Origin of the sequence: Microbacterium sp., assembly GCF_051953575.1 — a bacterium.
In the GTDB taxonomy this organism is placed as follows: Bacteria; Actinomycetota; Actinomycetes; order Actinomycetales; family Microbacteriaceae; genus Microbacterium.
The window spans coordinates 1-26,646 of sequence record NZ_JBQCIP010000084.1; the positions used below are offsets into that span (position 1 = coordinate 1).

At 70.8% G+C, this 26,646-nt stretch carries 25 protein-coding genes, 1 pseudogene and 1 riboswitch; of the genes and pseudogenes, 13 read left to right on the forward strand and 13 right to left on the reverse strand.

What is annotated here, in order from left to right; translation table 11 throughout:
• The 3 genes and pseudogenes from ACTHNQ_RS05910 to ACTHNQ_RS05920 all read left to right on the forward strand — a co-directional run.
• A pseudogene (locus ACTHNQ_RS05910) lies at window positions 1-369 on the forward strand (tryptophan--tRNA ligase); the annotation flags it as partial.
• 16 nt (window positions 370-385) lie between these two features.
• On the forward strand, window positions 386-952 hold the full coding sequence (locus ACTHNQ_RS05915; protein WP_440331948.1) for a GNAT family N-acetyltransferase: 567 nt from the start codon (window positions 386-388) through the stop codon (window positions 950-952).
• A gap of 57 nt (window positions 953-1,009) precedes the next feature.
• Window positions 1,010-1,870 (forward strand): Fpg/Nei family DNA glycosylase, encoded by an 861-nt coding sequence (locus ACTHNQ_RS05920; RefSeq protein ID WP_440331950.1) that lies wholly within the window; start codon window positions 1,010-1,012, stop codon window positions 1,868-1,870.
• Window positions 1,871-1,876: 6 nt separating this feature from the next.
• On the opposite strand, the gene glpK is transcribed toward ACTHNQ_RS05920, so the two are convergent.
• Window positions 1,877-3,415, reverse strand: a complete 1,539-nt coding sequence (gene glpK, locus ACTHNQ_RS05925; protein ID WP_440331951.1) for a glycerol kinase GlpK — start codon at window positions 3,413-3,415, stop codon at window positions 1,877-1,879.
• A gap of 67 nt (window positions 3,416-3,482) precedes the next feature.
• Window positions 3,483-5,210, reverse strand: a complete 1,728-nt coding sequence (locus ACTHNQ_RS05930) for a glycerol-3-phosphate dehydrogenase/oxidase (RefSeq protein ID WP_440331952.1) — start codon at window positions 5,208-5,210, stop codon at window positions 3,483-3,485.
• Between the two features lie 123 nt (window positions 5,211-5,333).
• Window positions 5,334-5,497: riboswitch (FMN riboswitch) on the forward strand.
• A 66-nt stretch (window positions 5,498-5,563) separates the two neighbouring features.
• On the opposite strand from ACTHNQ_RS05930, the gene ribD reads away from it, so the two are divergent.
• From ribD to ACTHNQ_RS05960, 6 genes are all read left to right on the forward strand, one after another.
• On the forward strand, window positions 5,564-6,601 hold the full coding sequence (gene ribD, locus ACTHNQ_RS05935; protein WP_440331954.1) for a bifunctional diaminohydroxyphosphoribosylaminopyrimidine deaminase/5-amino-6-(5-phosphoribosylamino)uracil reductase RibD: 1,038 nt from the start codon (window positions 5,564-5,566) through the stop codon (window positions 6,599-6,601).
• Window positions 6,601-7,224 (forward strand): riboflavin synthase, encoded by a 624-nt coding sequence (locus ACTHNQ_RS05940; RefSeq protein ID WP_018171859.1) that lies wholly within the window; start codon window positions 6,601-6,603, stop codon window positions 7,222-7,224. Before ribD ends, ACTHNQ_RS05940 begins: the two co-directional genes overlap by 1 nt.
• Window positions 7,221-8,513, forward strand: coding sequence for a GTP cyclohydrolase II (gene ribA, locus ACTHNQ_RS05945; protein ID WP_440331955.1), 1,293 nt, complete (start codon window positions 7,221-7,223; stop codon window positions 8,511-8,513). Before ACTHNQ_RS05940 ends, ribA begins: the two co-directional genes overlap by 4 nt.
• Complete coding sequence (gene ribH / locus ACTHNQ_RS05950) at window positions 8,510-8,992, forward strand: 6,7-dimethyl-8-ribityllumazine synthase (protein WP_440331957.1); 483 nt, start codon at window positions 8,510-8,512, stop codon at window positions 8,990-8,992. The genes ribA and ribH overlap by 4 nt, the downstream gene beginning before the upstream one ends.
• A 56-nt stretch (window positions 8,993-9,048) precedes the next feature.
• On the forward strand, window positions 9,049-9,402 hold the full coding sequence (locus ACTHNQ_RS05955) for a hypothetical protein (protein ID WP_018171856.1): 354 nt from the start codon (window positions 9,049-9,051) through the stop codon (window positions 9,400-9,402).
• Window positions 9,403-9,628: 226 nt separating this feature from the next.
• The gene (locus ACTHNQ_RS05960; RefSeq protein ID WP_018171854.1) at window positions 9,629-11,083 is read left to right on the forward strand and encodes an MFS transporter; all 1,455 of its coding nucleotides are present in this window, start codon (window positions 9,629-9,631) and stop codon (window positions 11,081-11,083) included.
• Window positions 11,084-11,173: 90 nt separating this feature from the next.
• Here ACTHNQ_RS05960 and ACTHNQ_RS05965 read toward each other — a convergent pair whose 3' ends face one another.
• The 5 genes from ACTHNQ_RS05965 to ACTHNQ_RS05985 form a co-directional block, all read right to left on the reverse strand.
• Entirely contained in the window at window positions 11,174-11,866 is a 693-nt protein-coding gene (locus ACTHNQ_RS05965) for a DUF4166 domain-containing protein (RefSeq protein WP_440331960.1), read from the reverse strand.
• A complete protein-coding gene (locus ACTHNQ_RS05970) occupies window positions 11,863-12,495 on the reverse strand; it encodes an SRPBCC family protein (protein WP_440331962.1) in 633 nt (210 codons plus the stop codon). Before ACTHNQ_RS05970 ends, ACTHNQ_RS05965 begins: the two co-directional genes overlap by 4 nt.
• A gap of 103 nt (window positions 12,496-12,598) precedes the next feature.
• Window positions 12,599-13,417 (reverse strand): ABC transporter permease, encoded by an 819-nt coding sequence (locus ACTHNQ_RS05975; RefSeq protein ID WP_018171851.1) that lies wholly within the window; start codon window positions 13,415-13,417, stop codon window positions 12,599-12,601.
• Window positions 13,414-14,313: an ABC transporter permease gene (locus ACTHNQ_RS05980; protein WP_440331964.1), complete on the reverse strand. Its 900-nt coding sequence runs from the start codon at window positions 14,311-14,313 to the stop codon at window positions 13,414-13,416. Before ACTHNQ_RS05980 ends, ACTHNQ_RS05975 begins: the two co-directional genes overlap by 4 nt.
• Entirely contained in the window at window positions 14,310-15,251 is a 942-nt protein-coding gene (locus ACTHNQ_RS05985; protein WP_018171849.1) for an ATP-binding cassette domain-containing protein, read from the reverse strand. The genes ACTHNQ_RS05980 and ACTHNQ_RS05985 overlap by 4 nt, the downstream gene beginning before the upstream one ends.
• A 163-nt stretch (window positions 15,252-15,414) precedes the next feature.
• Here ACTHNQ_RS05985 and ACTHNQ_RS05990 point away from each other — a divergent pair, with 163 nt between their 5' ends.
• Window positions 15,415-17,397, forward strand: coding sequence for an ABC transporter ATP-binding protein (locus ACTHNQ_RS05990; protein ID WP_440331966.1), 1,983 nt, complete (start codon window positions 15,415-15,417; stop codon window positions 17,395-17,397).
• A 69-nt stretch (window positions 17,398-17,466) separates the two neighbouring features.
• On the opposite strand, the gene ACTHNQ_RS05995 is transcribed toward ACTHNQ_RS05990, so the two are convergent.
• Window positions 17,467-19,362, reverse strand: a complete 1,896-nt coding sequence (locus ACTHNQ_RS05995; protein WP_440331968.1) for a phosphoenolpyruvate carboxykinase (GTP) — start codon at window positions 19,360-19,362, stop codon at window positions 17,467-17,469.
• Window positions 19,363-19,488: 126 nt separating this feature from the next.
• Here ACTHNQ_RS05995 and ACTHNQ_RS06000 point away from each other — a divergent pair, with 126 nt between their 5' ends.
• Window positions 19,489-20,925: an XRE family transcriptional regulator gene (locus ACTHNQ_RS06000; protein ID WP_018171846.1), complete on the forward strand. Its 1,437-nt coding sequence runs from the start codon at window positions 19,489-19,491 to the stop codon at window positions 20,923-20,925.
• 6 nt (window positions 20,926-20,931) lie between these two features.
• Here the strand turns inward: ACTHNQ_RS06000 and ACTHNQ_RS06005 are convergent, their stop codons facing one another.
• Both ACTHNQ_RS06005 and ACTHNQ_RS06010 read right to left on the reverse strand, forming a co-directional pair.
• On the reverse strand, window positions 20,932-22,041 hold the full coding sequence (locus ACTHNQ_RS06005; protein ID WP_440331970.1) for a winged helix DNA-binding domain-containing protein: 1,110 nt from the start codon (window positions 22,039-22,041) through the stop codon (window positions 20,932-20,934).
• 36 nt (window positions 22,042-22,077) lie between these two features.
• Window positions 22,078-22,506, reverse strand: coding sequence for a winged helix-turn-helix transcriptional regulator (locus ACTHNQ_RS06010; RefSeq protein WP_440331972.1), 429 nt, complete (start codon window positions 22,504-22,506; stop codon window positions 22,078-22,080).
• 112 nt (window positions 22,507-22,618) lie between these two features.
• Between ACTHNQ_RS06010 and ACTHNQ_RS06015 the strand changes: the two genes are divergently transcribed.
• Window positions 22,619-22,984, forward strand: a complete 366-nt coding sequence (locus ACTHNQ_RS06015) for a DoxX family protein (RefSeq protein WP_440331974.1) — start codon at window positions 22,619-22,621, stop codon at window positions 22,982-22,984.
• Between the two features lie 66 nt (window positions 22,985-23,050).
• Here the strand turns inward: ACTHNQ_RS06015 and ACTHNQ_RS06020 are convergent, their stop codons facing one another.
• From ACTHNQ_RS06020 to ACTHNQ_RS06030, 3 genes are all read right to left on the reverse strand, one after another.
• Entirely contained in the window at window positions 23,051-24,292 is a 1,242-nt protein-coding gene (locus ACTHNQ_RS06020) for an RNA polymerase sigma factor (protein ID WP_440331976.1), read from the reverse strand.
• Between the two features lie 33 nt (window positions 24,293-24,325).
• A complete protein-coding gene (locus tag ACTHNQ_RS06025) occupies window positions 24,326-24,712 on the reverse strand; it encodes a YciI family protein (RefSeq protein WP_018171841.1) in 387 nt (128 codons plus the stop codon).
• Between the two features lie 206 nt (window positions 24,713-24,918).
• Window positions 24,919-25,755, reverse strand: coding sequence for an alpha/beta fold hydrolase (locus tag ACTHNQ_RS06030; protein ID WP_440331977.1), 837 nt, complete (start codon window positions 25,753-25,755; stop codon window positions 24,919-24,921).
• 265 nt (window positions 25,756-26,020) lie between these two features.
• Between ACTHNQ_RS06030 and ACTHNQ_RS06035 the strand changes: the two genes are divergently transcribed.
• Window positions 26,021-26,646, forward strand: a 626-nt coding sequence (locus ACTHNQ_RS06035; protein WP_440331979.1) for a cupin domain-containing protein, incomplete at its 3' end; no start/stop codon positions are given.

A 26,646-nucleotide genomic window follows, 5' to 3' on the forward strand; every position in this document is an offset into this window, starting at 1 on the left:
GACCCGGCGAAGTCGGCCAAGAAGGTCATGCGCGCGGTGACCGACTCCGAGGGGTCCGTCCGCTACGACCGCGAGAACAAGCCCGGCGTGTCGAACCTGCTGGTGATCTACGCGGCCCTGACCGGCCGCCAGATCCCGGCGATCGAGGACGAGTACGCGGGTCGCGGCTACGGCGACTTCAAGAAGGGTCTCGCCGAGGTCGTGGTGAACGAGTTCGGCCCGGTGCGCGAGCGTGCGCTCGAGCTGCTCGCCGACCCGGCCGAGCTCGACCGCGTCCTCGCCGCGAACGCCGCCAAGGCCGAGGAGGTCGCGAACCGCACCCTCTCCGATGTCTACGACAAGGTCGGCCTGCTGCGCCGCGCGCGCTGAGGCCTCCCCCGCCGACATGGAACCCGTCAGCCTGCGCACGCCCCGACTGGCGCTGACGCTGCCCGACGCGGGCGACGTCGACGCCCTGTTCGAGGCGTGCCAGGACGACGACATCCGGCGTTTCACGCCGATCCCCTGGCCGTACCGACGCAGCGACGCCGAGGCGTTCGTCGAGCGGGTTCCGAAGGACTGGGAGAGCGGCATCCATCTGACGTGGGCCATCCGCGAGGATGACCGCCTGATCGGCACGATCGGGTTCTATCGCGTCGACGGCAAGGGCGCCGGCGAGATCGGCTACTGGATCGCGCCCGACGCGCGCGGCGGCGGGCGTCTCCGCGAGGCGGCGCGGGCCGTCATCGACTGGGGGTTCAGCTCTGAAGGGCTGGGGCTCGTCCGCATCGAATGGCGTGCCGTGGCCGGCAACGTCGCGTCGGCCCGGGTCGCCCGTGCGCTCGGTTTCCGCTATGAGGGTCTGCTGCGTCAGGCGCTCGTCGGCCCGAGGGGGCGCGACGACGGCTGGATCGCCGGGCTGCTCGCGACGGATGACCGGATGCCGCAGCCCTGGCCTGTGCTGAACGCCTGAACTCCGCCGCAGAAGCGATACGGCCCGCGTGTCGGGACGGCATGGCAGGATGAGCCCATGCCTGAGATGCCGGAGGTGCAGGGGCTCGTCGACTTCCTCGGGGAGCGGCTCACCGGGGTGCGCATCGAGCGCGCGACCGTCGCGAACATCGCCGCGCTGAAGACGTACGATCCCCCGATCGAGGCGCTGAAGGGCACCGAGATCACGGGTGCGACGCGCCACGGCAAGTTCATCGACATCGGGACGACCGGACCACACCTGATCTTCCATCTGGCGAAGGCCGGATGGCTGCGGTGGTACGACGAACTGCCGAAGACGATCATCCGTCCGGGCAAGACGCCGATCGCGCTGCGGGTGGCGCTGTCGGACGGCTCCGGGTTCGACCTCACCGAGGCCGGCACCAAGAAGTCGCTCGCGGTGTACGTGGTCCGCGATCCGGCGGACGTCCCCGGTATCGCGCGGCTCGGCCCCGACCCGCTGGACCCGTCGTTCACGCGCGACGCGTTCGCGGCGCTGCTGAGCGGCCGCCGTACGCAGATCAAGGGCGTGCTGCGCGATCAGTCCATCATCGCGGGCGTGGGCAACGCGTACTCCGACGAGATCCTGCACGCCGCCAAGATGTCGCCGTACGCCCTTGCCTCGTCGCTGGGCGACGACGAGGTGACTCGGCTGTTCGACGCGATGACCGAGACCCTGCGGGATGCCGTGGCCGAGGCATCCGGCAAGCCTCCCGCCGATCTCAAGGACGCCAAGCGCCGCGGCATGCAGGTGCACGGCCGTCGCGGCGAGAAGTGCCCGGTGTGCGGCGACGAGGTGCGCAGCGTGTTCTTCGCCGACAACTCGCTGGAGTACTGCCCGACGTGCCAGACGGGCGGCAAGATCCTCGCCGACCGGCGCCTGTCGCGGCTGCTGAAGTAGCCCGGCTCAGCCCTCGGTGGTGCCCATGAGCACCCGGGCGTCGTCGTCCACCCAGTCGAGGGACTTCGACACGGCCTTGCGCCACTGCCGGTAGCGCCGTTCGCGCTCGTCGGACGGCATCCGCGGTTCGAAGCGGGCGTCCTCGCGCCAGTGCGCGCGCAGCTCGTCGAGGTCGCGCCAGACGCCGGTCGCGAGCCCGGCGGCGTACGCGGCGCCGAGCGCCGTGGTCTCGACCACCTTCGGCCGCACGACGGGGATGCCGAGGATGTCGGCCTGGAACTGCATGAGCAGATCGTCGCGGGTCATGCCGCCGTCCACGCGCAGCTCGTCGAGTGTGCGGCCGGTGTCGGCGGCGACGGCGTCGATGACGTCGCGGGTCTGGAAGGCGGTGGACTCCAGCGCCGCACGGGCGATGTGCGCCTTGTTGACGTAGCGCGTCAGGCCCACCAGAGCGCCGCGGGCGTCGGGTCGCCAGTACGGCGCGAACAGGCCCGAGAAGGCGGGCACGAAGTATGCGCCGCCGTTGTCGTCGACGCTCGCGGCGAGCGTCTCGACGTCTTCGGAGCGGTGGATGATGCCGAGGTTGTCGCGCAGCCACTGCACGAGCGAGCCGGTGACGGCGATCGAGCCCTCCAGGGCGTAGTGCGCCGGCTCGTCGCCGATGCGGTAGCCCACGGTGGTGATGAGGCCGCTCGGGGACCGCACGATCTCGGTGCCGGTGTTCACCAGCAGGAAGTTGCCGGTGCCGTAGGTGTTCTTCGACTCCCCCGCCGCGAAGGCGGCCTGCCCGAACGTGGCCGCCTGCTGGTCGCCGAGGATGCCCGCGATCGGCACCCCGTCGAGCACCGACGGCAGCTGCGAATGGCCCACCACTGCGGAGGACGACCGGATCTCGGGCATCATCGCGCGCGGGATGCCCCACACCGCGAGCAGCTCGTCGGACCAGTCCAGGGTGCGCAGGTCCATGAGCAGGGTCCGGGACGCGTTGGTGACGTCGGTGACGTGGATGCCGCCACGGGCGCCGCCCGTGAGGTTCCACACGACCCACGTGTCGGGGGTGCCGAACAGCAGCTCGCCCGCTTCGGCCGCCGACCTGGCGCCCGGCACGTTGTCGAGGATCCAGGCGACCTTCGACGCCGAGAAGTACGTCGCGAGCGGCAGGCCGGTGAGGTCGGCGAACCGGTCGGCGCCGCCGTCCGCGGCCATCGCGTCGATGCGCGGCTGCGTGCGGGTGTCCTGCCATACGACGGCGTTGTGCACGGGCCGGCCGGTGCGCTTCTCCCACACGATGGCGGTCTCGCGCTGGTTCGTGACGCCGATCGCGGCGACATCGGATGCCGTGATGCCGGCGCGGGTGAGGCACGAGGCGATGACCCACTCGGTGCTGGTCCAGATCTCGACCGGATCGTGTTCGACCCATCCCGCGCGCGGGAAGATCTGCTCGTGCTCGCGCTGTGAGACGGCGACGACCGCGCCCTCCCTGTCGAACACGATGGCACGGGTCGAGGTCGTGCCCTGATCGATCGCCAGCACGTGGTCGGACAACGTCGTCTCCTTCTCCTCCGGCGCGCGTCGCCGGGTCCGGTGCCCGCCAGGCTATCGCCCGGCCGGTCTATCGCGCGGAAGCCTCCGACCACGCCGGATCGGCGGCGTGCACGTGTGCGAGCCCGCGCTCGATCTCGCCGGCGACGCGCGCGGCGTCCCAGCCGAGCGTCGGGGCGACGGCGGCGGCGACCTCGTCGGCGGCTTCGGGGCTCGCGCCGCCGGTGAACGCGAGCGAGGTGCGGCGCAGCAGCAGGTCGTCGAGATGCACCACCGACTCCGCGGCCGCGAGATGGCGCAGCTCCCCGGTCGAGTATCCGGGCGCGTGCTCGAGCGGTGCGTCGTCGGGGTCGGTCGCGATCGCCGCGATGACGGATGCCGCGACCGTGCCGTACCTGTCGAGCAGCGTGGCTGCACGGGCGGCGGGCACGGCACCGGCATGTGCGGCGATCCACTGCTGGCGCGCCCGCTCGGTCGTGGGGTACCCGCGTCCGCCGCCGATCGGCATGCCCTTGGTGGAGCGCCGGCGCGGCTGCGCGAGCAGCTCGAGGGCCCGGTCGGCGAGGTGCTCGGCCGATGCGCGGAAGGTGGTCCACTTGCCGCCGACGAGGCTCAGCACGGTCGACTGACCCCCGGCGAGCGGCTCGGACTCGACCCGGTAGTCGCGCGAGACGAAGCCGGGCGCGAGGTCGCCGTGGCCGGGCAGCGGACGGACTCCGGCGAAGCGGTACACGATCTGCGAGCGGTCGACCGGGATCTCGGGAAGCACCTGCCCGATCAGGTCGATGAAGTAGTCGACCTCGGCCTCGGTGCAGACGATCGGGTCGCGCATGTCGTGCTCGAGGTCGGTGGTGCCGACCAGCACCCGCCCCTTGAGCGGGTAGATGAGCACGATGCGTCCGTCCTCGTTCTCGAAGAACAGCTCGCGCCCTCCCGTGGCCGCCAGCAGAGCGGGGTGGTCGAGCACGATGTGCGAGCCCTTGGTGCCGCCCATGTAGTGGGTCGGGTCGCCGAGGGCGAGATTGGTCAGGTCGGTCCACGGCCCGCTCGTGTTGAGGACGACGGATGCCGCGAACGGCGTCTCGCGGCCGGTCTCGGCGTCGCGCAGCAGCACGTGGCCGCCCTGCGTGCCGACGGCCGCGGTGTAGTTGGCCGCGCGCGCACGGTCCCCGCCGACCGCGCGCGCGTCGCGCAGCACGTCCAGCGCGAGTCGCTCCGGGTCGTGCAGCGACGCATCCCAGTACGTGGCGGTGTATTTCACCCCGGGGTTGAGGTCGGGCAGCTGCGCGAGCGACCGCCGCCGGCCGTGGAAGGTGTGCCGCGGCACGCTGCCCCCGCGGAACAGCCCGCCGCCGCGCGAGAACGAGTCGTAGATGACGAGGCCGATCTTGATGAGCGCGGCGCCGCGCTCACGCGGCCTGCCCTTGCCGTGGCGCAGGAACCGCAGCGGGGCGGTCAGCACCCCCGAGAACGTCGAGAAGATGGGGATCGTCGTCTGCAGCGGCCGCACGTAGTGCGGCGCCGTCCGCAGCAGCGCGTTGCGCTCGGTGACCGCCTCGTGCACGAGACGGAACTCGCCGTTCTCGAGGTAGCGGATGCCGCCGTGGATCATGTGCGACGACGCCGCCGACGCGCCGCTGACGAAGTCGGCACGCTCCACGAGCGCGACGTCGACGCCCTGCAGCGCCAGGTCGCGCAGCGTGGCGAGTCCGTTGATCCCTCCGCCGATGATGAGCACGTCCGCGTACGGTCGCGCAGCCAGTTCGTCGAAGCCCCGTGTCGTCGTCAAGAATCTCACCGTCCCCACCCCAGGCTATGCCGCCACGGGGACATCGGGCCGCGCCCCGCCCCGATCGCCCGGCTTCATGCGAAGACATGGAATGAATGGCCCGATGCGGCGTTGACTACACTCGAGAGCATCAACGTGCTCCGGGGTCGGTGTGAATCCGAACCGGCGGTGAGAGTCCGCGAGCCGAGGCATCCGTCCTGTCCGACAGGGTGAGCCGAGGTCGATCCGGTGGAATTCCGGAACCGACGGTGATGCGACGAGCAGTCGTCGCTAGTCCGGATGGGAGGCAGCACGAGCGGCGTCGCGCGCGCCGCCGCTTCCCGTTGCCCGGAGCCTCAGCAGACAGCGAGAGGGCAGGGCCGATGGCGAGCACGGCGGAATACGACGCGATGCGTCGGGCGCTGACGATCGCCGCATACGGGCCGCGCGGCGTGAACCCGCAGGTCGGCGCGCTGCTGCTGTCGCCCGACGGCGAGGTGCTCGCTGAGGGGTGGCACCGCGGGGCCGGCACTCCGCACGCCGAAGTGGATGCGCTGTCGAAGCTCGCGCCCGGCGCGGCGCGCGGCACGACGGCCGTCGTCACCCTCGAGCCCTGCAACCACACAGGCCGCACCGGCCCGTGCTCGGAGGCGCTCATCGCCGCGGGCGTGGCTCGTGTCGTGTACGCGGTGTCCGATCCGGGCGATCACTCCTCGGGCGGCGCGGTGCGCCTGCGCGAGGCGGGCGTCGACGTCGAGGCGGGGCTGCTCGCCGACGAGGCGACCGCGCTGCTGGATTCGTGGCTCACGGTGCAGCGGCTGGGCCGTCCGCACGTGACCGTCAAGTGGGCGCAGAGCCTGGACGGGCGCGCGGCCGCCGCCGACGGCACCAGCCAGTGGATCACCGGGCCGGCAGCGCGCGCGGACGTGCACCTCCGCCGCTCGCAGGCCGACGTCATCGTCGTCGGCACCGGCACGCTGCTGGCCGACGACCCTGCGCTCACCGCGCGCGCCGAGGACGGCGCGCTGCTCCCCCACCAGCCCGCGCCCGTCGTGGTCGGCGCTCGCCCGATCCCCGACGAGGCGGCCGTGCGGCGGCACCCGCAGGCGGTGCGGCAGTACCCTGGCGACCTCGCCGCCATGCTCGACGACCTGCGTGCCCAGGGCGTGCAGCGGGTGTTCGTCGAGGGCGGCCCCGCCCTGGCCAGTTCGTTCCTGCGAGAAGGCCTCGTCGACGAGGTGCTCGTCTACGTCGCGCCGGTGCTGCTCGGCGGCGACCGGCTCGCGGTGCGCGACATCGGCGTGACGACCATCGCGCAGGCGCGGCGCCTGGACGTGGCATCCGTGATCCCCCTCGGCGACGACGTGCTGTACGTCGCCGCCCCACGACAGCTTCAGGACCCCAGCGAAGGAGACGACTGATGTTCACCGGAATCGTCGAAGAGATCGGCGAGGTCACCGCGGTCGAGCCGTCGGGCGACGGCGTGCGGGTGACCGTCCGCGGTCCGAAGTCGGTGTCGGATGCCGCACACGGCGACTCCATCTCGGTCAGCGGCGTGTGCCTCACCGTCGTCGGCCAGGGCCCGGACTGGTTCACCGCCGACGTCATGAAGCAGACGCTCGACATGTCGACGCTGGCCGGCGTCGCCCCCGGACGAGCCGTCAACCTGGAGCGCGCGACGGCCGCGCACGGCCGCCTCGGCGGCCACATCGTGCAGGGCCACATCGACGGCACCGGCGAGGTGCTCGAGGTGCGCCCCGGCGCGCAGTGGCAGGTGCTGCGCATCTCGGTGCCGGCCGCGCTCGCGCCGCTCGTCGTCGACAAGGGCTCGATCGCCGTCGACGGCGTCTCGCTCACGGTCAGCGACGCGAGCCCCGCGGGCCCCGGCGACGGCTGGTTCGAGGTCTCGCTGATCCCGGAGACCCTCGCCGCGACCACTCTCGGCGCTCGCACTGCGGGCGACCGCGTCAACCTCGAGACAGACATCCTGGCGCGCCATGTGCAGCGCCTGCTGGCTTTTTCCACGGAAGGAGGCTCGCGATGAGCCTTGCCACCATCCCCGAGGCACTGGAGGCGCTGCGCGCCGGCCGGCCCGTCATCGTCGCCGACGATGAGAACCGCGAGAACGAGGGCGACGTCATCCTGTCGGCACAGCTCGCGACACCCGAATGGGTGGCGTGGACCGTCCGCTGGACGAGCGGTTTCCTGTGCGCACCGATGCCCGCCGACTGGGCCGACCGCCTCGACCTGCCGCCCATGGTCGAGCACAACGAGGACGCCCGGGGCACCGCCTACACGGTGAGCGTCGACGCGGCCGACAACGTCACCACCGGCATCAGCGCGGCCGATCGCGCCCACACGCTCAACGTCCTGGCCGACCCCGAGTCGACGCGCGCCAGCGTGAAGCGCCCGGGCCACATCCTGCCGCTGCGCGCTGTCGACGGCGGCGTGCGCGAGCGCGCCGGCCACACCGAGGCGGCGGTCGAGCTCATGAAGCTCGCCGAGCTGACGCCCGTCGGCGTCATCGGCGAGGTCGTCGCCGAGGACGGCAGCATGATGCGCCTGCCCGGCCTGCAGGAGCTCGGCGCCGAGTACGGGATCCCGGTCATCACGATCGAGCAGCTCGTCGCCTACCTTGACGAGCACGCGCCGTGCGACCCCGCGATCCGGGGCGCCCACAAGCGCCGCGTGAGCCTGCGCGCCGAGGCCCACGTGCCCACGTCGCACGGGTCGTTCCGCTTCCTCGCGTACAAGGACCGCATCACCGGCACCGACCACATCGCGGTCGTCTCGGGCGAGCTCGACGAGGCTCCGCTCGTGCGCGTGCACTCGGAGTGCCTGACCGGCGAGGCGTTCGGCTCGCTCAAGTGCGAGTGCGGTCCTCAGCTCGAGGCGGCGCTCGATGCGATCGAGCAGGACGGCGGCGTCGTCATCTACATGCGCGGCCACGAAGGTCGCGGCATCGGCCTCATCAACAAGCTGCGCGCGTACTCGCTGCAGGAGCGCGGCCTCGACACCGTCGACGCCAACCTGGCGCTGGGGCTGCCGGCCGACGCCCGCGATTACGCCGCGGCCGCCGGCATCCTCACCGATCTCGGCGTCGAGAAGGTGCGTCTGCTGACCAACAACACCGACAAGGTCAAGCAGCTGCGCGAGCTCGGGCTCGAGATCGTCGAGCAGGTGCCGCTGCTGGTCGGCGTCGGCCCGAACAACCACCAGTACCTCGCCACCAAGCGCGACCGCATGGGCCACATCATCGCCGACGAGGACTTCGCCGACGCCCTGGCCAACATGCACGACGCCGCGGCGCACAACGACGGAGCACAGGCATGAGCGGCAAGGGCGCTCCCCAGACGACCGGAGCGGTCGACGCGACGGGCCTCGAGGTCGTCGTGATCGCGGGCACATGGCACCAGACGATCACGGACGGTCTCATCGCGGGTGCGCAGCGCGCGCTCGACGCGTCCGGTGCGACCTACCGCGTGGTGCGCGTGCCGGGCTCGTTCGAGCTGCCGGTGGTCGCGAAGGCCGCACTCGAGGCCGGCGCCGACGCGGCGGTCGCGCTCGGCGTCATCATCCGCGGCGGCACTCCGCACTTCGAGTTCGTGTCGAACGCCGCGACGGACGGCCTCACGCGGGTCGCCCTCGACACCGGCAAGCCGGTCGGGTTCGGCGTCCTCACGCTCGACGACGAAGCGCAGGGCATCGCCCGCGCGGGCCTGGCCGGGTCCGAAGAGGACAAGGGCTTCGAAGCGGCGGACGCGGCGATCCGCACGGCCGTCGTGCTGCGGGAGCTCCGTCGGCCGGAGTGACCGGCACCGGGCGTCCCACCTCTGGCGCCGGGCAAACCTTCAATTAGACTGAGGGCATGGAAATCCTCCGTCACGTCGTCGTGCTCGTCCACCTGGTGGGCTTCGCCATCCTCTTCGGCGCCTGGGTCGTCGAAGCTGTCAACGGCAAGCACCAGATCACGCGTCTCATGAACTGGGGACTCGCGATCGCCGGCCTCGCCGGCCTCATCCTCGCCGCCCCGTGGGGCATCGAATACGACCTCAACTACGTCAAGATCGGCATCAAGCTGGTCATCCTGGTGGTGATCGGTGCCCTGCTCGGCATCGGCGCCGGCCGCCAGCGCAAGTCGGGCTCCGTGCCCGGCGGGATCTTCTGGTCCATCGGAGTGCTGACTTTCGCGAATGCCGCGATCGCCGTGCTCTGGCGCTGATCGGAACATCGACGAACGGATGCCGCGGCCCCGGGCCGCGGCATCCGTTCGTCGTTTCCGGGCCTGTGCCGGGCCCCCGGGACTAGGCTTGATGCTCGTGCCGGGCGAACCGCTCGCACGCCATGGTGATCCAGTGCAGTGCCGCCTGACGCGTCATCCTGCGCCGGGCGTCCGCCCACCGCAGCATCCCACCCGGATGTCCCGCTCCGCGCATGCCCAGGTGAATATGACCTCCCCCAGCACGACCGTCCCCTCCCCCGCCGCCCCGGCGAATCCCCGTTCCCGTGTCATCCTCGCGAGCCTCGTCGGCACCACGATCGAGTTCTACGACTTCTACGTCTACGCGACCGCCGCGGTGCTCGTCTTCCCCATCCTGTTCTTCCCCACCGGCAACGACACGACGTCGCTGCTGCTGTCGTTCAGCGTCTTCGGTGCCGCGATGGTCGCGCGCCCCCTCGGCGCGATCGTGTTCGGCCACTTCGGCGACCGATTCGGCCGCAAGGCGACGCTCGTCGCATCCCTTCTCACGATGGGTATCGCCACGTTCCTGATCGGCTGCCTGCCGACGTTCAACGAGATCGGCGTCTGGGCCGCGGTGCTGCTGCTCGTCCTCCGCCTGTTCCAGGGCTTCGCGCTCGGCGGCGAGTGGTCGGGCGCCGCGCTCGTGGCCACCGAGAACGCCCCGAAGGGCAAGCGCGCCTGGTACGGCACGTTCCCGCAGTTGGGCGCCCCGCTCGGCTTCATCATCGCGAACGGCATCTTCCTCGCCATCAACTTCCTCCTGCCGCACCCCGAGGGCGCCGGTCAGCGCTCCGCGGACTTCCTGGCATGGGGCTGGCGCGTGCCGTTCCTGTTCTCGGCCGTCATGGTCATCATCGGCCTGTGGGTGCGCCTGCGCCTCGTCGAGTCCGAGACGTTCGTCAAGGCGGAGGAGAAGGGCGCGATCCGCAAGTTCCCGCTCGGCACCGTCATCCGCCACCACTGGTGGCACCTGATCCTCGGCACGTTCATCATGCTCGCGACGTACGTGCTGTTCTACCTGATGACGAACTTCACGCTCGCGTACGGCACGAAGGCGACGCTCGAGGGCGCCCAGGCGGCCGCCGAGGCAGCGGGCACCCCGTTCGACGCCGCGACGTACGTCCCCGGCCTCGGCTTCGGCTACACCGACTTCGTGCTCATGCAGATCATCGGCGTGGTGTTCTTCGGCATCTTCACGCTGCTGTCGGGACCGATCGCGGATGCCGTGGGCCGCCGCCGCCTGCTGCTGTGGGTGACGGGCGTCATCATCGTGTTCGGCCTGTCGTTCAACCTGTTCCTGCTGCCGCAGCTCGACCCGAAGTTCACCGGAGCGCTCGTGCAGGCGTTCCTCGTGTTCGGGTTCATGCTCATGGGGGCGACGTTCGGGCCGATGGGTGCGATCCTGCCCGAGCTGTTCCCGACCAATGTGCGGTACTCGGGCTCGGCGATCTCGTACAACGTGTCGTCGATCCTCGGTGCGGCGCTGGCGCCGATCGTCGCGGTGGCCCTGTGGGCCGCCGCCGGCGGCAGCCCGGCCCTCGTCGGCGTCTACCTGTCGGCGATGAGCGTGCTCACCTTCATCGCGCTGCTGCTCAGCCCCGAGACGAAGGACGTCGACTACAACGCCGACCTCGGCGTCGGAGCGACCGGATCGCTGTAGCCAGTCGGTCACTCGTGGGGCCGGTCGCGCGTCAGGCGCGGCCGGCCCTGCCCGTTCCCGGGCCCAGCAGAAGCCTCCGCGCGGCCCGTCTCAGGTGCGCACCTCGTGGCGGACGGGCTTCAGCCGCTGCGGCGCATCGTCGGCGTCGACGAAGTCGCAGCGGAAGGCGCCCTCGTAGCCGAAGAGGAAGCCGAACACGCGGTTGCGCACCTCGAGGCGGATGCGGAACACCCCGGCCGCATCGTCGTACGACTCCCGCAGCAGCGCGCGGCCGCTGAACAGCATGGGGAAGCGGAACCCCGCGGGCCCCGCGTAGAACCGCTGCGCGTCGGACCGCAGCACCAGTCCGCCGTCGTCGTCCGTGCTCAGCGAGAGATCGACCGCGAGATGCTGGTGCGTCCCCAGGTAGTCGACGATGCGGCCGTCGACCAGCACCATCGTCGCGTCGAACCGGTGGCGGCGACGAGGCATCCGGAACTCCCGGACGAAGGTCACCGTCTCCCGGCCGTACGGGTCGCGATATGGGTAGTTCTCGATGACGAACGGGATCCCTGTGCCGACGTCGGGGACGAGGATGTTGCGGAACCTCCCGATCTGCAGAAATGGCACCGTCCACCACGGACCGCGGCGGATGCGCGTCATGACACCGGTTCCCACGCAGGCGTATCCGCCGGCGAGACCGACCCCGAACCGGCGCTGCAGCATCGGATGCAGCCGCCTGAACTCCTCCCCCATCGCCGCGGCGAACATCGACGTCGCGTGCTGGACGTACGTCGTGTTCATGGCGCCACCAGGGTCGACAGGGTGGCGGGCGCATCGCTCATCGCGTGCCCGCGCGGCGCGCGGCGGGCGCAGCGGGCCGCCCGCGGGCGCCCGGAACGCCACGGCTGCAGTGCCGTGATGAGCGTCCATCGCTCAGGCGGACAGTCCGCTTCTGCCCACAGTCGCAGCCGGTCGAAGCTCCACGCGGTGAGCCACCCCAGGGCCGGACGCACCAGCCCGTCGAGCACCCGTCCCCACGCGGGCTCGTAGTCGTAGCCGGTCGAGAACACCACGGCGTCCCCGTCGGGCGCATACCTCCAGTACCCGCGGCCGTCGCCGAGCGGTGACAGCGGATCGTCCGTGCCGAATCGCAGCGCCGAGGTGCGGGTGCCGTCGGCACGCACGCGCTCCCCGATCGTCGCTCCGGACCCGACGATCGTGTGGCCCGGGATCCGCCGCTCGTACCGGAACCGGTAGCCACCGCCTGCGAAGGTCTCGACCGGCGTGATCGCGCTGAACCGGGCGTCCCACCGGACGTGCGCGGCCGGGTCTTGGGTGAGCCGCCACACCCGTTCCAGCGGCGCCTCGATGCGGATGCTGACGAAGATCGGGGCCGACCCGCGTCGACCTTGGCGGTTTCTCCTGCGCATGCCCTGAAGCTAGCAGAACTGAACGCGTTCAGAACAGTGTCAGGATGCCGCAAAAGGGATGCCGCAGCCTCTCGGCCGCGGCATCCCCTTCGTCGCACTCGGGTCAGTCCAGGAAGAGCGCGCGCAGGCGCTTCGTCGTGAACACGACACCGACGGCGACCATGACCACATAGTAGAGCACGTGCCACCACATGTCGGGGGTGAGGATGCCGGTCGTGAGGCCCCGCACGAGCTCGACGCCGTGCCAGAGCGGGAAGGCCATGATCACGCCCTGGATCCACTCGGGGTATGCGGTGATCGGGAACAGCGTCGCCGAGAAGAGGAACATCGGCAGCAGCACGAAGTTGATCCAGTCCATCTGCTGGAAGGTCTTCATGTAGCTCGTGACGGCCATTCCCAGGCTCGCAAAGCCGAACGCGATGAGCAGCACGGCGGGGATCGCGAGGATCGCCGTCCACGACAGGTTGAGGCCCAGCACCTGCATGATGACCATGAACCCGGTCGCGTAGAGCAGCCCCCGCAGCAGCGCGTACAGGATCTCGCCGAGGGCCACGTCGAGGGGCCCGAGCGAGGTCGCCAGCATCCCCTCGTAGAGCTTGCCGTAGTTGAGCTTGAAGAAGACGTTCCACGTGGAGTCGTAGATCGCGCCGTTCATCGCCGACGTCGCGAGCAGCGCGGGCGCGATGAAGGCCGCGTAGCTCACCTCGACACCGCCCGACGTCGTGACGTCGCCGATCAGCGCGCCCATGCCGATGCCCATCGACAGCAGGTAGAACACCGGCTCGAAGAAGCCAGACAGCACGACGGCCCAGCTCGACGAGCGCGCCGCGATGAGCCCGCGCTGCACGACGGCCTGGGGGTTGCCCGCCCACAGCGCGCGGACGCCGCCGGAGCGGACCGGAACCTCGGTCAGGACGGTCATTCGCCGAGCCTCCTCTGGAAGATCCGCCGCGCCAGGAGGTAGCCGCCGCCGGCGAGCACGAGCAGGAACACGACGTGCACGAGCACGGCGAACGGGTCGGCGGGCTTGCCGTAGCTGACGATGCGGCCGAGCTCGGAGGCGTGCCACAGCGGCGAGACCCAGCCGATCCACTGCAGCCACAGCGGCAGCGTGTCGAGCGGATAGAAGGTGCCCGAGAACAGGAACATCGGCATGAAGATGAACCGCTGCACGAGCGCGAACTGCCCCTTGTCCTCGGTGATCGAGGCGGCGTACGCCATGTACGGAACCCCGAACGACAGCCCCGCGAGCAGGCCGATCGGGATCATGAGCCAGCCGGTCGCCGGGTGCGGCACCGCGCCGAAGATCCAGATGAGCGCGTAGTAGGCGACGACGACCACGAACATGCGGGCCGCGGCGCCCATGACGACCCCGCCGGAGATCTGCCCGGGCGACAGTGGCGAGGCGCTGAAGCCGTAGAAGTAGCGCCGCCATTTGAACCCGGCCACGACCGGGAACGAGAACTCCTCCGTCGCCACCGAGATCGCGGCCGTCATGAGCAGGGCCGGGGCGACGAACACCAGGTACGGGACGGTCTGGTCGCCGTCCTGGATCGGCGCGCCGATGAGCGCGGCCAGGCCGACTGCGAGGCCGAGGAGGTACAGGATCGGCTGCCCCAGCGCGCCGACCACGATCGTCCAGCCGTAGGCCCGCATGGCACGGACCATGTGCTCCGTCACGTACCACGTGCCGAGCCCGCGCGGCCGGCGACCCCACTCCATCGCCTCGGCGCGCAGCTCTTCGGTCGTCGGCTGCGCCGCGGTCGCCCCCGCGGCAGCGGCCGCCGGCATCCCTTCGCCTTCGGGTCGCTCGCTCATTCGATCAGCGACCTTCCGGTCAGACGAAGGAACACGTCTTCGAGGCTCGACCGGCGCACGAGCGACGTCAGCGGGGTCAGCCCGCGGTGGGTGACGGCTTCGAGCGCCGCCTCCCCGTTGTGGGCGTAGACGAGGATGCGGTCGGGCAGCACCTCGACGCGGTCGCCGATGCCCTCGAGCTGGGGCGCGACCTGCTGGTTGCGGTCGGAGCCGAAGCGCACCTCGAGCACCTCGCGGCTGGAGTGCTCGCGGATGAGCGACGCCGGAGTGCCCTCGGCCATGATGCGGCCCTTGTCGACCACGATGAGCCGGTCGCAGAGCTGCTCGGCCTCGTCCATGTAGTGCGTCGTGAGGACGAGGGTCGTGCCGCGCTCCTTCAGGCGGAACAGCCGGTCCCAGAGCACGTGGCGCGCCTGCGGGTCGAGGCCCGTCGTCGGCTCGTCGAGCAGCAGGATGCGCGGGTCGTTGATGAGGCCGCGCGCGATCGTCAGCCGGCGCTTCATGCCGCCCGAGAGGGCGTCGACCTTGCTCTTCGCCTTGTCGTCGAGCTGCGCGAAGGCGAGCAGCTCGTCGGCCTTCTGGTGGCAGACCTTCGCGGGCAGGCCGAAGTAGCGGCCGTAGATGTAGAGGTTCTCGCGCGCGTTGAGCTCGCCGTCGAGGTTGTCCTGCTGCGGCACCACACCCAGGCGCGAGCGGATCTCGGGCCCGTAGCGGTCGGGGTCGAGACCGAGGATCGACAGGTCTCCGCCCGAGCGCGTCGAGACCGCGCCGATCATCTTCATGGTGGTCGACTTGCCGGCGCCGTTCGGTCCGAGCAACCCGAAGGACTCGCCGGGCGCCACCTCGAACGAGAGGCCGTCGACGGCGACGAAGTCGGGCTTGCCTTTGACCTTGTAGGCCTTGGCGAGGTTCGACGCTGAGATCACGGGGGCAGGCACCGGACCACCCTAGCGCCGCACCCCGACATCGCCGGGCGCCCGTCGAGCCACTGCAAACCTTTCGTCAGACTGAAGGTTCGCCGTGTGTTCGGCCGCGGCGTCAGGCGGCGTCACCGAGGAGGCGTAGCGTTTCTTCTGCCCCCTTCACGAACGAGGTACCCGCATGCCCTCCGCCGAACTCGACGAAGCCCCTGCCCCAGCCGGCTCGGAGCGCCCCGCCCCCCGCGGACGCGGCCGCTCCCGACGCGGCACGCAGGAAGGCCCGCGGGCCACGTTCCGTCAGCTCCTCCCCTACCTGTTCGAGCACAAGGCGACGATCGCCGTCGTGATCGTGCTCAGCATCCTGAGCGCCGGCGCATCGCTCGTGCAGCCGCTGCTGGTCGGCCAGGTGATCACGCGCGTCGAGAACAACCTCGATCTGGGGCTGCTGGTGTGGGCGCTCGTCGCCTTCGTCATCCTCGGGTCGCTCATCTCGGGCTATCAGCACTACCTGCTGCAGCGCACCGGCACGGCGGTCGTGTACTCCAGCCGGCGTCGGCTCATCGCCCGCATCCTGCACCTGCCGATCAGCGAGTTCGACGCGCGCCGCACCGGCGACCTCGTCTCCCGTGTCGGCAGCGACACCACGCTCCTCTACGCCGCCCTCACCCAGGGCCTCGCCGACTCGATCGGCAACGCGCTGCTGTTCGCCGGCGCGCTGATCGCGATGGCCATCATCGATCCGCTGCTGCTCGGCATCATCGTGCTCGTGATCGGTATCTCGGTCGTCGGCGTCGTCACCCTGAGCGGCCGCATCCGCACCGCGTCGACCGAGCAGCAGGAGAAGGTGGGCGAACTCGCCTCGGGCGTCGAGCGCGCCGTCGGGTCGATCCGCACCGTCCGGGCGTCGGGGGCGACCGACCGCGAGATCACGACGGTCACCGCGCAGGCCACCGGCGCGTTCGAGGTGGGCGTGCGCATCGCGAAGGTGTCGGCGCTCGTGGTGCCGATCGCAGGCATCGCCCTGCAGGTGTCGCTGCTGGTGGTCATCGGCCTGGGCGGCTTCCGCGTCGCCACCGGCGCCCTGACGATCGCGAGCCTCGTGACGTTCATCATGTTCCTCTTCATGCTGATCGCTCCGCTCGGCTCGTTCTTCGGCGCCATCACGTCGGTCAACCAGGCACTGGGCGCGCTCGGCCGCATCCAGGAGGTGCTCGATCTGCCCGCCGAGGCGCAGGACGACGCCGCGATCGCGGCACGCGTGCGGGAGTCGGATGCCGTCACGCCGGGCGACTCCGCCGCGGCCATCGAGTTCCGCGACGTGCGCTTCCGGTACCCCGAGAACGTCGTCGCCGCCCGCCGCAAGGCGGAGTCCGAGGCGTTGGCCGTGCTGGAGAGCGCCCACGTCGACACCTCGGTCATCGCCCTGGGCGACGGCGCGGCCGCCGACGGGCAGCCGGAGGCCGCGGCATCCCTCGATTCCGACGCCGACGTGCTGCGCGGCGTCTCGTTCACCGTGCCACGCGGGGCCCGCGTCGCGCTCGTCGGCCCCTCGGGCGCCGGCAAGAGCACGACCCTCGCGCTCATCGAGCGCTTCTACGACCCGACCGGCGGAGCGATCCTGCTGGGCGGCGACGACGTGCGCACGCTCGACCGCGACGCGCTGCGCGCCCAGCTCGGCTATGTCGAGCAGGACGCCCCGACCCTCGCCGGCACGATCGGCGACAACCTGCGCCTGGCGTCTCCCGCGGCCACCGATGCCGAGTGCGAAGAGGTGCTGCGCGCCGTCAACCTCGGCGAGGTGCTGGACCGCAACCCGCTGGGCATCGACGCGCCGGTCGGCGAATCGGGCGTGATGCTGTCGGGCGGCGAGCGTCAGCGCCTCGCGATCGCCCGGGCGCTGCTGGCCGCGCCGCCCATCCTGCTGCTCGACGAGTCCACGTCATCGCTCGACGGCCTCAACGAGCAGCGCATGCGCGACGCCATCGACGCGGTCGCCGCGGGTCGCACGCTCATCGTGATCGCCCACCGCCTGTCGACGGTCGTCGACAGCGACCACATCGTCGTCATGGACCACGGCCGGGTCGTCGGCCAGGGCACGCACTCCGAGCTCGTGCAGACGACGCCGCTGTACCGCGACCTGGCGAAGCACCAGCTGCTGGTCTGAGCACCGTTCAGAAGAAGCGGATGCCCCGGCCACCGCACAGGTGAGGCCGGGGCATCCGCTCCCCCGAGGTCAGGCGCGCTGCAGACGGTAGCGCAGCGCTGCGAGCTCGGCCCACAGCGGCGCCGGGACGCGGCCCTCGAAGGTGCGGTAGAACTCCTCGGTCAGGTCGGCCTCCTGCAGCCACAGCTGCGGGTCGACGGCGAAGAGCTCGTCGAGGTCGGCCTGCGGCACCTCGATGCCGTCGAGATCGAGATCCTCAGTGTGCGGAAGACGGCCGATGGGGCTGTCGACAGCGCCCACCTCGCCCTCGATGCGGCGGATGATCCAGTCGATGACGCGCGAGTTGTCGCCGAAGCCGGGCCACAGGAACCGGCCGTCGGTGCCCTTGCGGAACCAGTTGACCTGGAACACGCGCGGCGCGCGGTCGAAGCGCAGCTGCTGCCCGACCTTCAGCCAGTGGCCGAAGTAGTCCGCCATGTTGTAGCCGCAGAACGGCAGCATGGCGAACGGGTCGCGGCGCAGCTCGCCGACGGTGCCCTCGGCGGCGGCGGTGCGCTCGGACGACACGTTCGAGCCCATGAAGACGCCGTGCGTCCAGTCGGTGGCCTCGACGACGAGCGGCACATTGGTGGCGCGGCGGCCGCCGAACAGGATCGCGTCCAGCGGCACGCCCTGCGGGGCGTCCCAGTCGTCGGCGATCTGCGGGCACTGCGCCGCGGCGACGGTGAAGCGCGAGTTCGGGTGGGCGGCGGGGCGACCGGATGCCGGCGTCCAGGGGTTGCCCTCCCAGTCGATGAGCTCGGCCGGCGCTTCGTCGGTCAGACCCTCCCACCACACGTCGCCGTCGGGACGCAGGGCGACGTTCGTGAAGATCGTGTTGCCCCACAGCGTCTCGACCGCGGTGACGTTGGTCGACTCGCCGGTGCCGGGCGCGACGCCGAAGAAGCCGGCCTCGGGGTTGATCGCCCACAGGCGGCCGTCCTCGCCGGGGCGCAGCCACGCGATGTCATCGCCGAGGGTCTCGACGCGCCAGCCGGGGATCGTCGGGCGCAGCATGGCGAGGTTCGTCTTGCCGCATGCCGACGGGAACGCGGCGGCGAGGTGGTAGGCACGGCCGGCCGGGTCGATCACGCGGATGAGCAGCATGTGCTCGGCGAGCCACCCCTCGTTGCGGCCGATCACCGAGGCGATGCGCAGCGCGAAGCACTTCTTGGCGAGGATCGCGTTGCCGCCGTAGCCCGAGCCGTACGACCACACCTCGAGCGTCTCGGGGAAGTGAACGATGTACTTCTCGTCGTTGCACGGCCAAGCGACGTCCTGCTGGCCGGGCTGCAGCGGCGCGCCGACGGAGTGGACCGTCTTGACCCACGGGGCGCCGCCGGCGATCTCGCGCAGCACGTCGGTGCCGACGCGCGTCATGATGCCGATCGAGGTGACCGCGTAGGCGCTGTCGGTGATCTGCACGCCGATGTGCGACAGCGGCCCTCCGACCGGACCCATCGAGAACGGCACGACGTACATGGTGCGGCCCTTCATCGAGCCGTCGAACAGGGGCGTGATCGTGGCACGGATCTCGTCGGGCGCGACCCAGTTGTTGGTGGGGCCGGCGTCCTCTTCGCGCTCGGAGGCGATGAAGGTGCGGCCCTCGGTGCGGGCGACGTCGCTCGGGTGCGAGCGGGCGAGGTACGAGCCCGGCCGCCACTCGGGGTTGAGCTTGATGAGCTTGCCCTCTTCGACCTGCTCGCGCAGCAGCGTGTCGTTCTCGGCGCGCGAGCCGTCGACCCAGTGGATGCGGGCGGGCTTCGTCAGCGCCGCGATCTCGTCGACCCACTCGCGCAGAGCAGCCATGCCCTCGCCCGCGACGGTCGGCATCTCGCCGTACGTCCCGGTGACGGTCGCACGAGCCGCCCCGGTGGTCGCAGGGGTGGAGCCTTCGGTTCGGGTGAAGATGTCGGCAAGGGCCATGGTGTCGCTCCTCGTTGATTGTCGACGGTGCAGATTCGTGCTCTTCCTCTACTTTCAGGCGTGATGGATGCCTCTTCGCACGATTTGATGCGTCAAGAGTTGCGATTCTTTCGCTATCATCAAGGAATGCCGCCGACGTCGCTCGAACTCACGACCCTGGGCCACCGCGTCCGTCATCAGCGCCTCGCCCACGGCTACACGCTCGACGAGCTGGGCGCCCTCGTCGGGGTCGCCGGCAGCCAGCTGAGCCTCATCGAGAACGGCAAGCGGGAGCCCAAGCTGTCGCTGCTGCAGGCCATCGCGTCGGTCACCGGCGTCGAGGTCGCCGACCTGCTGTCGGCCGAGCCGCCGAACCGCCGGGCCGCTCTGGAGATCGAGCTGGAGCGCGCGCAGTCGAGCTCCGTGTTCCGCCAGCTCGGCGTCGCCCCGGTCAAGGTCACCAAGGGCATGAGCGACGAGACGATCGAGTCGATCCTGGGGCTGCACCGCGAGCTGCAGCGCCGCGAGCGCGAGGCCATCGCCACCCCCGAAGAGGCACGGCGCGCGAACACCGAGCTGCGGCTCATGATGCGCGCACGCGACAACTACCTGCCCGACATCGAGAAGCTCGCCGAGAAGCAGCTCAAGGCCGCCGGGCACGTCTCGGGCGCGCTCACGCACCGCACCGTCAGCATCATGGCCGAGAAGCTCGGCTTCGAGCTCATCTACGTCAACGACCTCCCCCACTCCACCCGGTCGGTCACCGACCTGGAGCACGGCCGCATCTATCTGCCGCCGGCATCCATCCCCGGCGGTCACGGCCTGCGCTCGATGGCGCTGCAGGCGATGGCCCATCGCCTTCTCGGTCACGAGCGCCCGACCGACTACGCCGACTTCCTGCAGCAGCGGCTGGAGATCAACTACTACGCCGCGTGCTGCCTCATGCCCGAGACGGCTTCGGTCGCGTTCCTGCAGCAGGCGAAGAAGGACCGCAACCTCGCGGTGGAGGACTTCCGTGACGCGTTCGGCGTCACGCACGAGGCAGCCGGCATGCGGTTGACGAACCTCGCCACCCACCACCTCGGCATCAAGCTGCACTTCCTGCGCGTCGACGGGTCGGGCGCGATCTCACGCGTGTACGAGAACGACGACCTGCCGCTGCCGATGGACGTGACCGGCGCGGTGGACGGGCAGATGGCGTGCCGCAAGTTCTCGGCCCGCGCGGCCTTCGACGAGCAGAACCGCACCACTGAGCACTACCAGTACACCGACACGCCTGCGGGGACGTTCTGGTGCTCGACGCAGACAGGCTCGACCTCGGCCGGCGAGTTCTCGATCACGGTCGGGGTGCCGTTCGACGACGCCCGCTGGTTCCGCGGCCGCGAGACGCAGAAGCGGGCGACCTCGACGTGCCCGGACGAGTCGTGCTGCCGCCGCGCGGCCTCGGACGTCGCCGGGCGCTGGGCCGGCAAGGCCTGGCCGAGCGCGCGCGTGCACATGCAGATGTTCTCGCCGCTCCCCCGTGGCGCCTTCCCCGGTGTGGACGACAACGAGGTGTACGACTTCCTCGACCGCCACGCATGAGATCGTTCAGGCGGTGATGAACGCCCGGTAGCGGTCGAGGGCTGCCGCCACCTCGGCCTCCGTCGCCGCCTCGGGAGAGAACAGCTCGGGGATCGGGTCGTCGGCGTGCCGGCCGACGGCGACCGAGTGGGTCCACACGCCGACGATCTCGCCGCGGGCGACGATGATCGGCCGCACGATGCCGTTCATACTGGGACCGATGGCGGCGAGGAACTCGGGCGCACACGGCACCGTGCGGTCGGCGTACGAGATGTAGTACTCCTCGAACGGCGGCAGCGCGACGACCTCGGGTGCCGACGCCGATCGCCGGGGTGCCGGGCCGTCCACGAGGTACACCGGCTCGGGGTCGGCGGCGACGATCTTCAGCCGATCGGATGCCGCCTCGGCCGCCTGCCGCGAGACACCGAGCGGCAGACTCGTCCACCACGCGAAGTCGCGCACCCCGGCCGGTCCGTGGGCGGCGATGTAGCGCACGAACAGCTCGGCGAGCGGGTCGGCCGGGGTCACGGGGTCACGGATCCACTCCTCGGTGAGCACGAGGTACTGCTCGCGGGTCGGCCCCTCGGTGCGCGGCACGACCGGCCCTTGGCACACCACACCGCGCAGCGACATCGCCACGAGCAGGTGATAGCCGCGCTGCTTCGCCGTCGAGACGCCCGCGAGCTCCCACACCTCGGCGAGCTCCTTGCGGGTCAGCCGGTTGCCGCCGGCGAGCGCCGCGCGTGTGGCCGCCTCGGCACGGTCGAGCTCCGCGTCGTCGATGGCCTCGGTGCGCCGCACTCCCGCCATCTGGCGCTGCTGCCGCTCGGCGGTCAGCGACAGCACCCACGCGAGATCTTCGGCAGGGATGAGGTGGATGGTGCCGCGCATCGTCCACGACCGCACGATCTCGCCGCGGTCGAACGCCGCATCGACGTCGCGCAGCGTCGGCGCTCCTTGCGTGCGCTGGGCCACCGCCCATCGGCCGCCCCAGAACTCCTGCGCCTGCGTCGCGAGCATGTGCCGCGCCGCCTCGGCGACGGTGCGGGCGGGGGCGATCAGGCGATGCGACCGGAGCCGCTCGGCGCGTATGGTCGAGGCGCTTGCGCTGAGCGAGGAACGAGACGAAGCGTCCATCCGCCCATCATGGCGCGGACGGCCGACACCGCGCGGTCAGCGCGCGTGGGCGGCGTCGTATGCGGCCCGGGAGTCCTCGATGCGCGGGTGGTTCTCGATCGCCCAGTCGGCGAGCGCCATGGCGAGCTGCACGAGGGTGCCGCCGAGCGCGGTCAGCTCGTACTCGACGCGAGGCGGCACCTCGGCGTGCACGGTGCGCGTGATCAGGCCGTCGCGCTCGAGCTGGCGCAGCGTCAGGGTGAGCATGCGCTGCGAGATGCCGGGGATGTGCCGCTGCAGCTCGGTGAACCGCAGCCGCTCGCCCCGCAGAGTGCCGACGACCAGCAGCGACCACTTGTCGCCGATGCGGTCGAGGACGTCGCGGATGGCACGGCCGTGATCGGAGCCGGGCGCCGTGCCCTCGCAGGAGCGCTCGTAGCCCGTCGGGGCGGGGTCGCCCACCTGCACCGTCAGTGTGTTCGTCATCGCGTGTCACCTGCTTACATGCGTGTGCCTTTTGTACGCCCTCCGAAGATGACGCATCATGTGGTTGCTTACAAACAGTAACAGACCCCACGATCACTGCCTGGAGAACCGCATGACCATCGCCCTCTGGATCCTCAACGGAGTCCTCGCGCTCGCCTTCATCATGGCCGGCTCGATGAAGGTCGCCCGTCCGCGCACCGCGCTCGTCGCGAGCGGCATGGGCTGGGCTGACGACTTCGCCGACCCCACCGTGAAGCTCATCGGGGCCGCCGAGGTCGTCGGCGGCATCGGCCTGATCCTGCCGCTCCTGACCGGCATCGCCCCGATCCTCACCCCGATCGCCGCGACGGCGCTGGCCGTCGTCATGATCGGTGCGATCGTCGTCCACGTCCGCCGCAAGGAGAACGCGACCCCGTCGATCGTGCTCGCTGTGCTGTCGATCGCGAGCGCGGCGCTGGGCTTCCTGGTCGTGCTCTGACCCGCACACGGTGAGGAAAGCGGATGCCGCGGGCTGCGGCATCCGCTTCTCTCATCCGTTGGGCGGTCACACGAGCTGATCGCGCCGACGGGTCAGGTACGCGCGCTCCGCGGGATTGTCGACGAGTTGGAGAGCGCGGTCGTACGCCTGCCGCGAGTCCGCACTGCGACCGACCCGCCGCAGCAGGTCGGCGCGCGTCGCGTGGTACGCGTGATAGCCGTCGAGCGCCTCGCCGAGGCGGTCGATCTCGGCGAGCGCGACGTCCGGGCCGTCGACCTCGGCGACGGCGATCGCCCGGTTGAGCCGCACGATCGCGGACGGGTCGAGCCGGACCAGCCGGTCGTAGAGGGCGACGATCTGCGACCAGTCAGTGTCGCCCGCCGAGGGCGCGGCGGTGTGCACGGCGTTGATCGCGGCCAGCAGCTGGTACCGCCCCGGCGGGGCGCCGCCCGCGGCGACCACGGCCATCCGCTCGCGCACGAGGGCATGGCCCTCGGCGATCAGCGCGCGGTCCCAGGCGCTGCGATCCTGCTCGCCGAGGGTCACGAGCTCGCCGGTGCGCGACACGCGGGCAGCGCGGCGCGCGTCGGCGAGCAGCATGAGGGCGAGCAGACCGGTGACCTCGCCCTCGTCCGGCAGCAGCGTGCGCAGCAGCCGCCCGAGGCGGATCGCCTCGTCGCTCAGGTCGGCGCGCAGCGGGTCGCCCCCGGTCGTGGCGAGGTAGCCCTCGTTGAAGATGAGGTAGACGACCGCGAGCACGCCGCCGAGCCGTTCCCGGATGTCGGTCTCCGACGGCACCCGGTACGGGATGCCCGCGGTCTTGATCTTCGCCTTGGCGCGGGTGATCCGCCGGGCCATCGTTGTCTCGGGCACGAAGAAGGCGCGGGCGATCTCGGCGACCGTGAGACCGCCGAGCAGGCGCAGCGTCAGCGCGACGCGGGCGTCCGTGGCGAGCGCGGGGTGGCAGCACGTGAAGACGAGCCGCAGCCGGTCGTCCTCGACGGGTCCGGTCGGTTCGGGAGGGGTGTCGTCCGACAGCATCTGGGCCGCCTTGTACTTGCCCGCTCGGAGCGCCTCGCGACGCACGCGGTCGATCGCCTTGCGCGTCGCGGTGGTGGTGAGCCAGGCGCCGGGGTTGGGAGGCACGCCGTCGCGCGTCCAGCGTTCCAGCGCGGCGACGTACGCGTCGGCCGCGGCATCCTCCGCGAGATCGAGATCGCCGAACCGCCGCGCGAGCCCGGCGACCACCCGCGCCCACTCCTCACGGTGGGCGCGGGCGATCGCCTCTTCGACGCCGGTGCCGGTCACGGGTGGTGGTGGGATGCCGCCGGCCGGGCCCGATCAGTCACGTCCGGGTGTCTGCCGCTCGATGATCTCGGCGACATCGGCGGGAAACCGGTGCACCTCCTGCGGCCAGTCCAGCGAGACCGCGAGGCGACCCGCCCAGTACCGCGCCGCCTCGTCGTCGGCGGCCTCGATCACCGTGAACCCGCCGAGGTGCTCCTTGCTCTCGACGAACGGCCCGTCGGTGAACACGGGCTCGCCGTCCTTGCTCACCACGTTGCAGAGCACGGTCGAGGCGTCGATCCCGCCGTCCGCGTAGACGAAGACGCCGGCTTCTTTCATATCGTCGAGCACTGCCCGCGAGGCTTCGCTCTTGCGGATCAGCTCGTCGGGCGTGTGCTGAGGCACCCACTCGTCGTTGAACGCGATCAGGTACTTGGTCACTGTCGTCTCCTCACATCGGGACGGGAGCCAGGTCGTGGCTCCTCGGTCGCAGCGACCCGGACGGGTCGCACACCTCATCCACGAACGGCGACGCTCGAATACGACACTATCCCCGAAGAGATTCCGAGCGGGGTGTGAGGAGCACCTACGCGAGAGGCGGCGCGCTCGAGGCTCTCGACCGCGCCGCCTCGGCGTCGTGGATGGCGTTACTGCTGGATGAACGCCAGGATGTCGGGGTTCAGAACCTCGGCGTGCGTGGTCAGCATCCCGTGCGGGAAGCCCTCGTAGATCTTGAGCGTCGCGTTGGGCAGAAGCTCCGCCTGCTTGATCGCGGCATCCTTGTAGGGAACGATCTGGTCGTCGTCGCCCTGCAGGACGAGGACGGGCACCGTGATGGCCTTGAGGTCCTCGGTCTGATCGGTCTCGGAGAACGCCTTGATGCCTTCGTAGTGGGCGAGCGCGCTGCCCATCATGCCCTGGCGCCACCAGTTGGCGACGGTGGGCTCCGACACGGTCGCGCCCGGCCGGTTGAAGCCGTAGAACGGTCCGGATGCGACCGCCTGGAAGAAGTCCGCGCGGTTCGCGGCCAGGGCGGCACGGAAGCCGTCGAAGACCTCGAGCGGGGTGCCCTCGGGGTTGTTCTCGGTCTTCAGCATGAGCGGCGGGACGGCGGCGACGAGGACCGCCTTCGCGACGCGGCCCTGGGGCTCACCGTACTTCGCGACGTAGCGGGCGACCTGACCGCCGCCGGTCGAGTGGCCGATGTGGATCGCGTTGCGCAGGTCGAGGTGCTCGACCACCGCGCTGACGTCGCTCGCGTAGTGGTCCATGTCGTGCCCGACGCCGGTCTGCGACGAGCGGCCGTGCCCGCGGCGGTCGCTCGCGACGACGCGGAAGCCCTTGCCGAGGAAGTAGAGCATCTGGGCGTCCCAGTCGTCCGCCGAGAGGGGCCAGCCGTGGTGGAACACGATGGGCTGGGCGTCACGGGGACCCCAGTCCTTGTAGTAGATCTCAGTGCCGTCATCCGTGGTCACAAAAGGCATGAGGAGCTCCAGGTTGTGTGTCGGCCGGGTCGTGCCCGGATACTGCGGTGGTCCTCCGCGCTGGTCGGCGGAGTCATCTCACGCTAACGACGGCGGCAGCATGCGAAGTCCTACGTTTGTCCAGAGTCTCTGCTCGCGGCATCGAGCCGGGACGCTGCGGGATGCGACGAGAGTCGAAAGCGGTTCCGTCAGGCATCTGGGCCGTGATGCCGGTGGGATGGACAGACTCGGAGGCAAGGTCCGGAACATCCCGAAGGAGAACGCCATGACCGCGTCCGAGAACATCCCCGTCGGGCACGAGGTGCCCGTGCTCGGCGACCCCGACCTCCCGCAGGAGGGCGAGATCAACATCGCCGACCTTCCGCAGAGCAGCACGATGACCGGTCCCCGGAACGACGCGATCGCGTCGCAGTTCCCCGATCAGATCCACGCGCCGGCGACCGACATCAGCACTCAGCCGTTCTTCTGGTCGTCGTTCAACATCTCGCCGCGGCGGGTGCAGCGCGGCGGCTGGGCGCGCGAGCTCACGAAGCAGGACTTCCACATCTCCGACGAGATCGCGGGGGTGAACATGTACCTCGAGCCCGGCGGCATCCGGGAGCTGCACTGGCACCAGACGGCCGAGTGGGCGGTCATGACCCGAGGCAGGGCTCGTGTCACCACGCTCGGCCGCTCCGGGCTGCCCGCCGTCGAGGACGTGGAAGAGGGCGACCTGTGGTTCTTCCCGGCCGGCACCCCGCACTCGCTGCAAGGCCTCGGGCCCGACGGAGCGGAGTTCGTCCTCGCCTTCGACGACGGCGACCAGTCGGAGTCGAACACGCTCCTGCTGACCGACTGGTTCGCGCACACGCCGCCGGAGGTGCTGGCGAAGAACTTCGGCGTCGCGCAGGA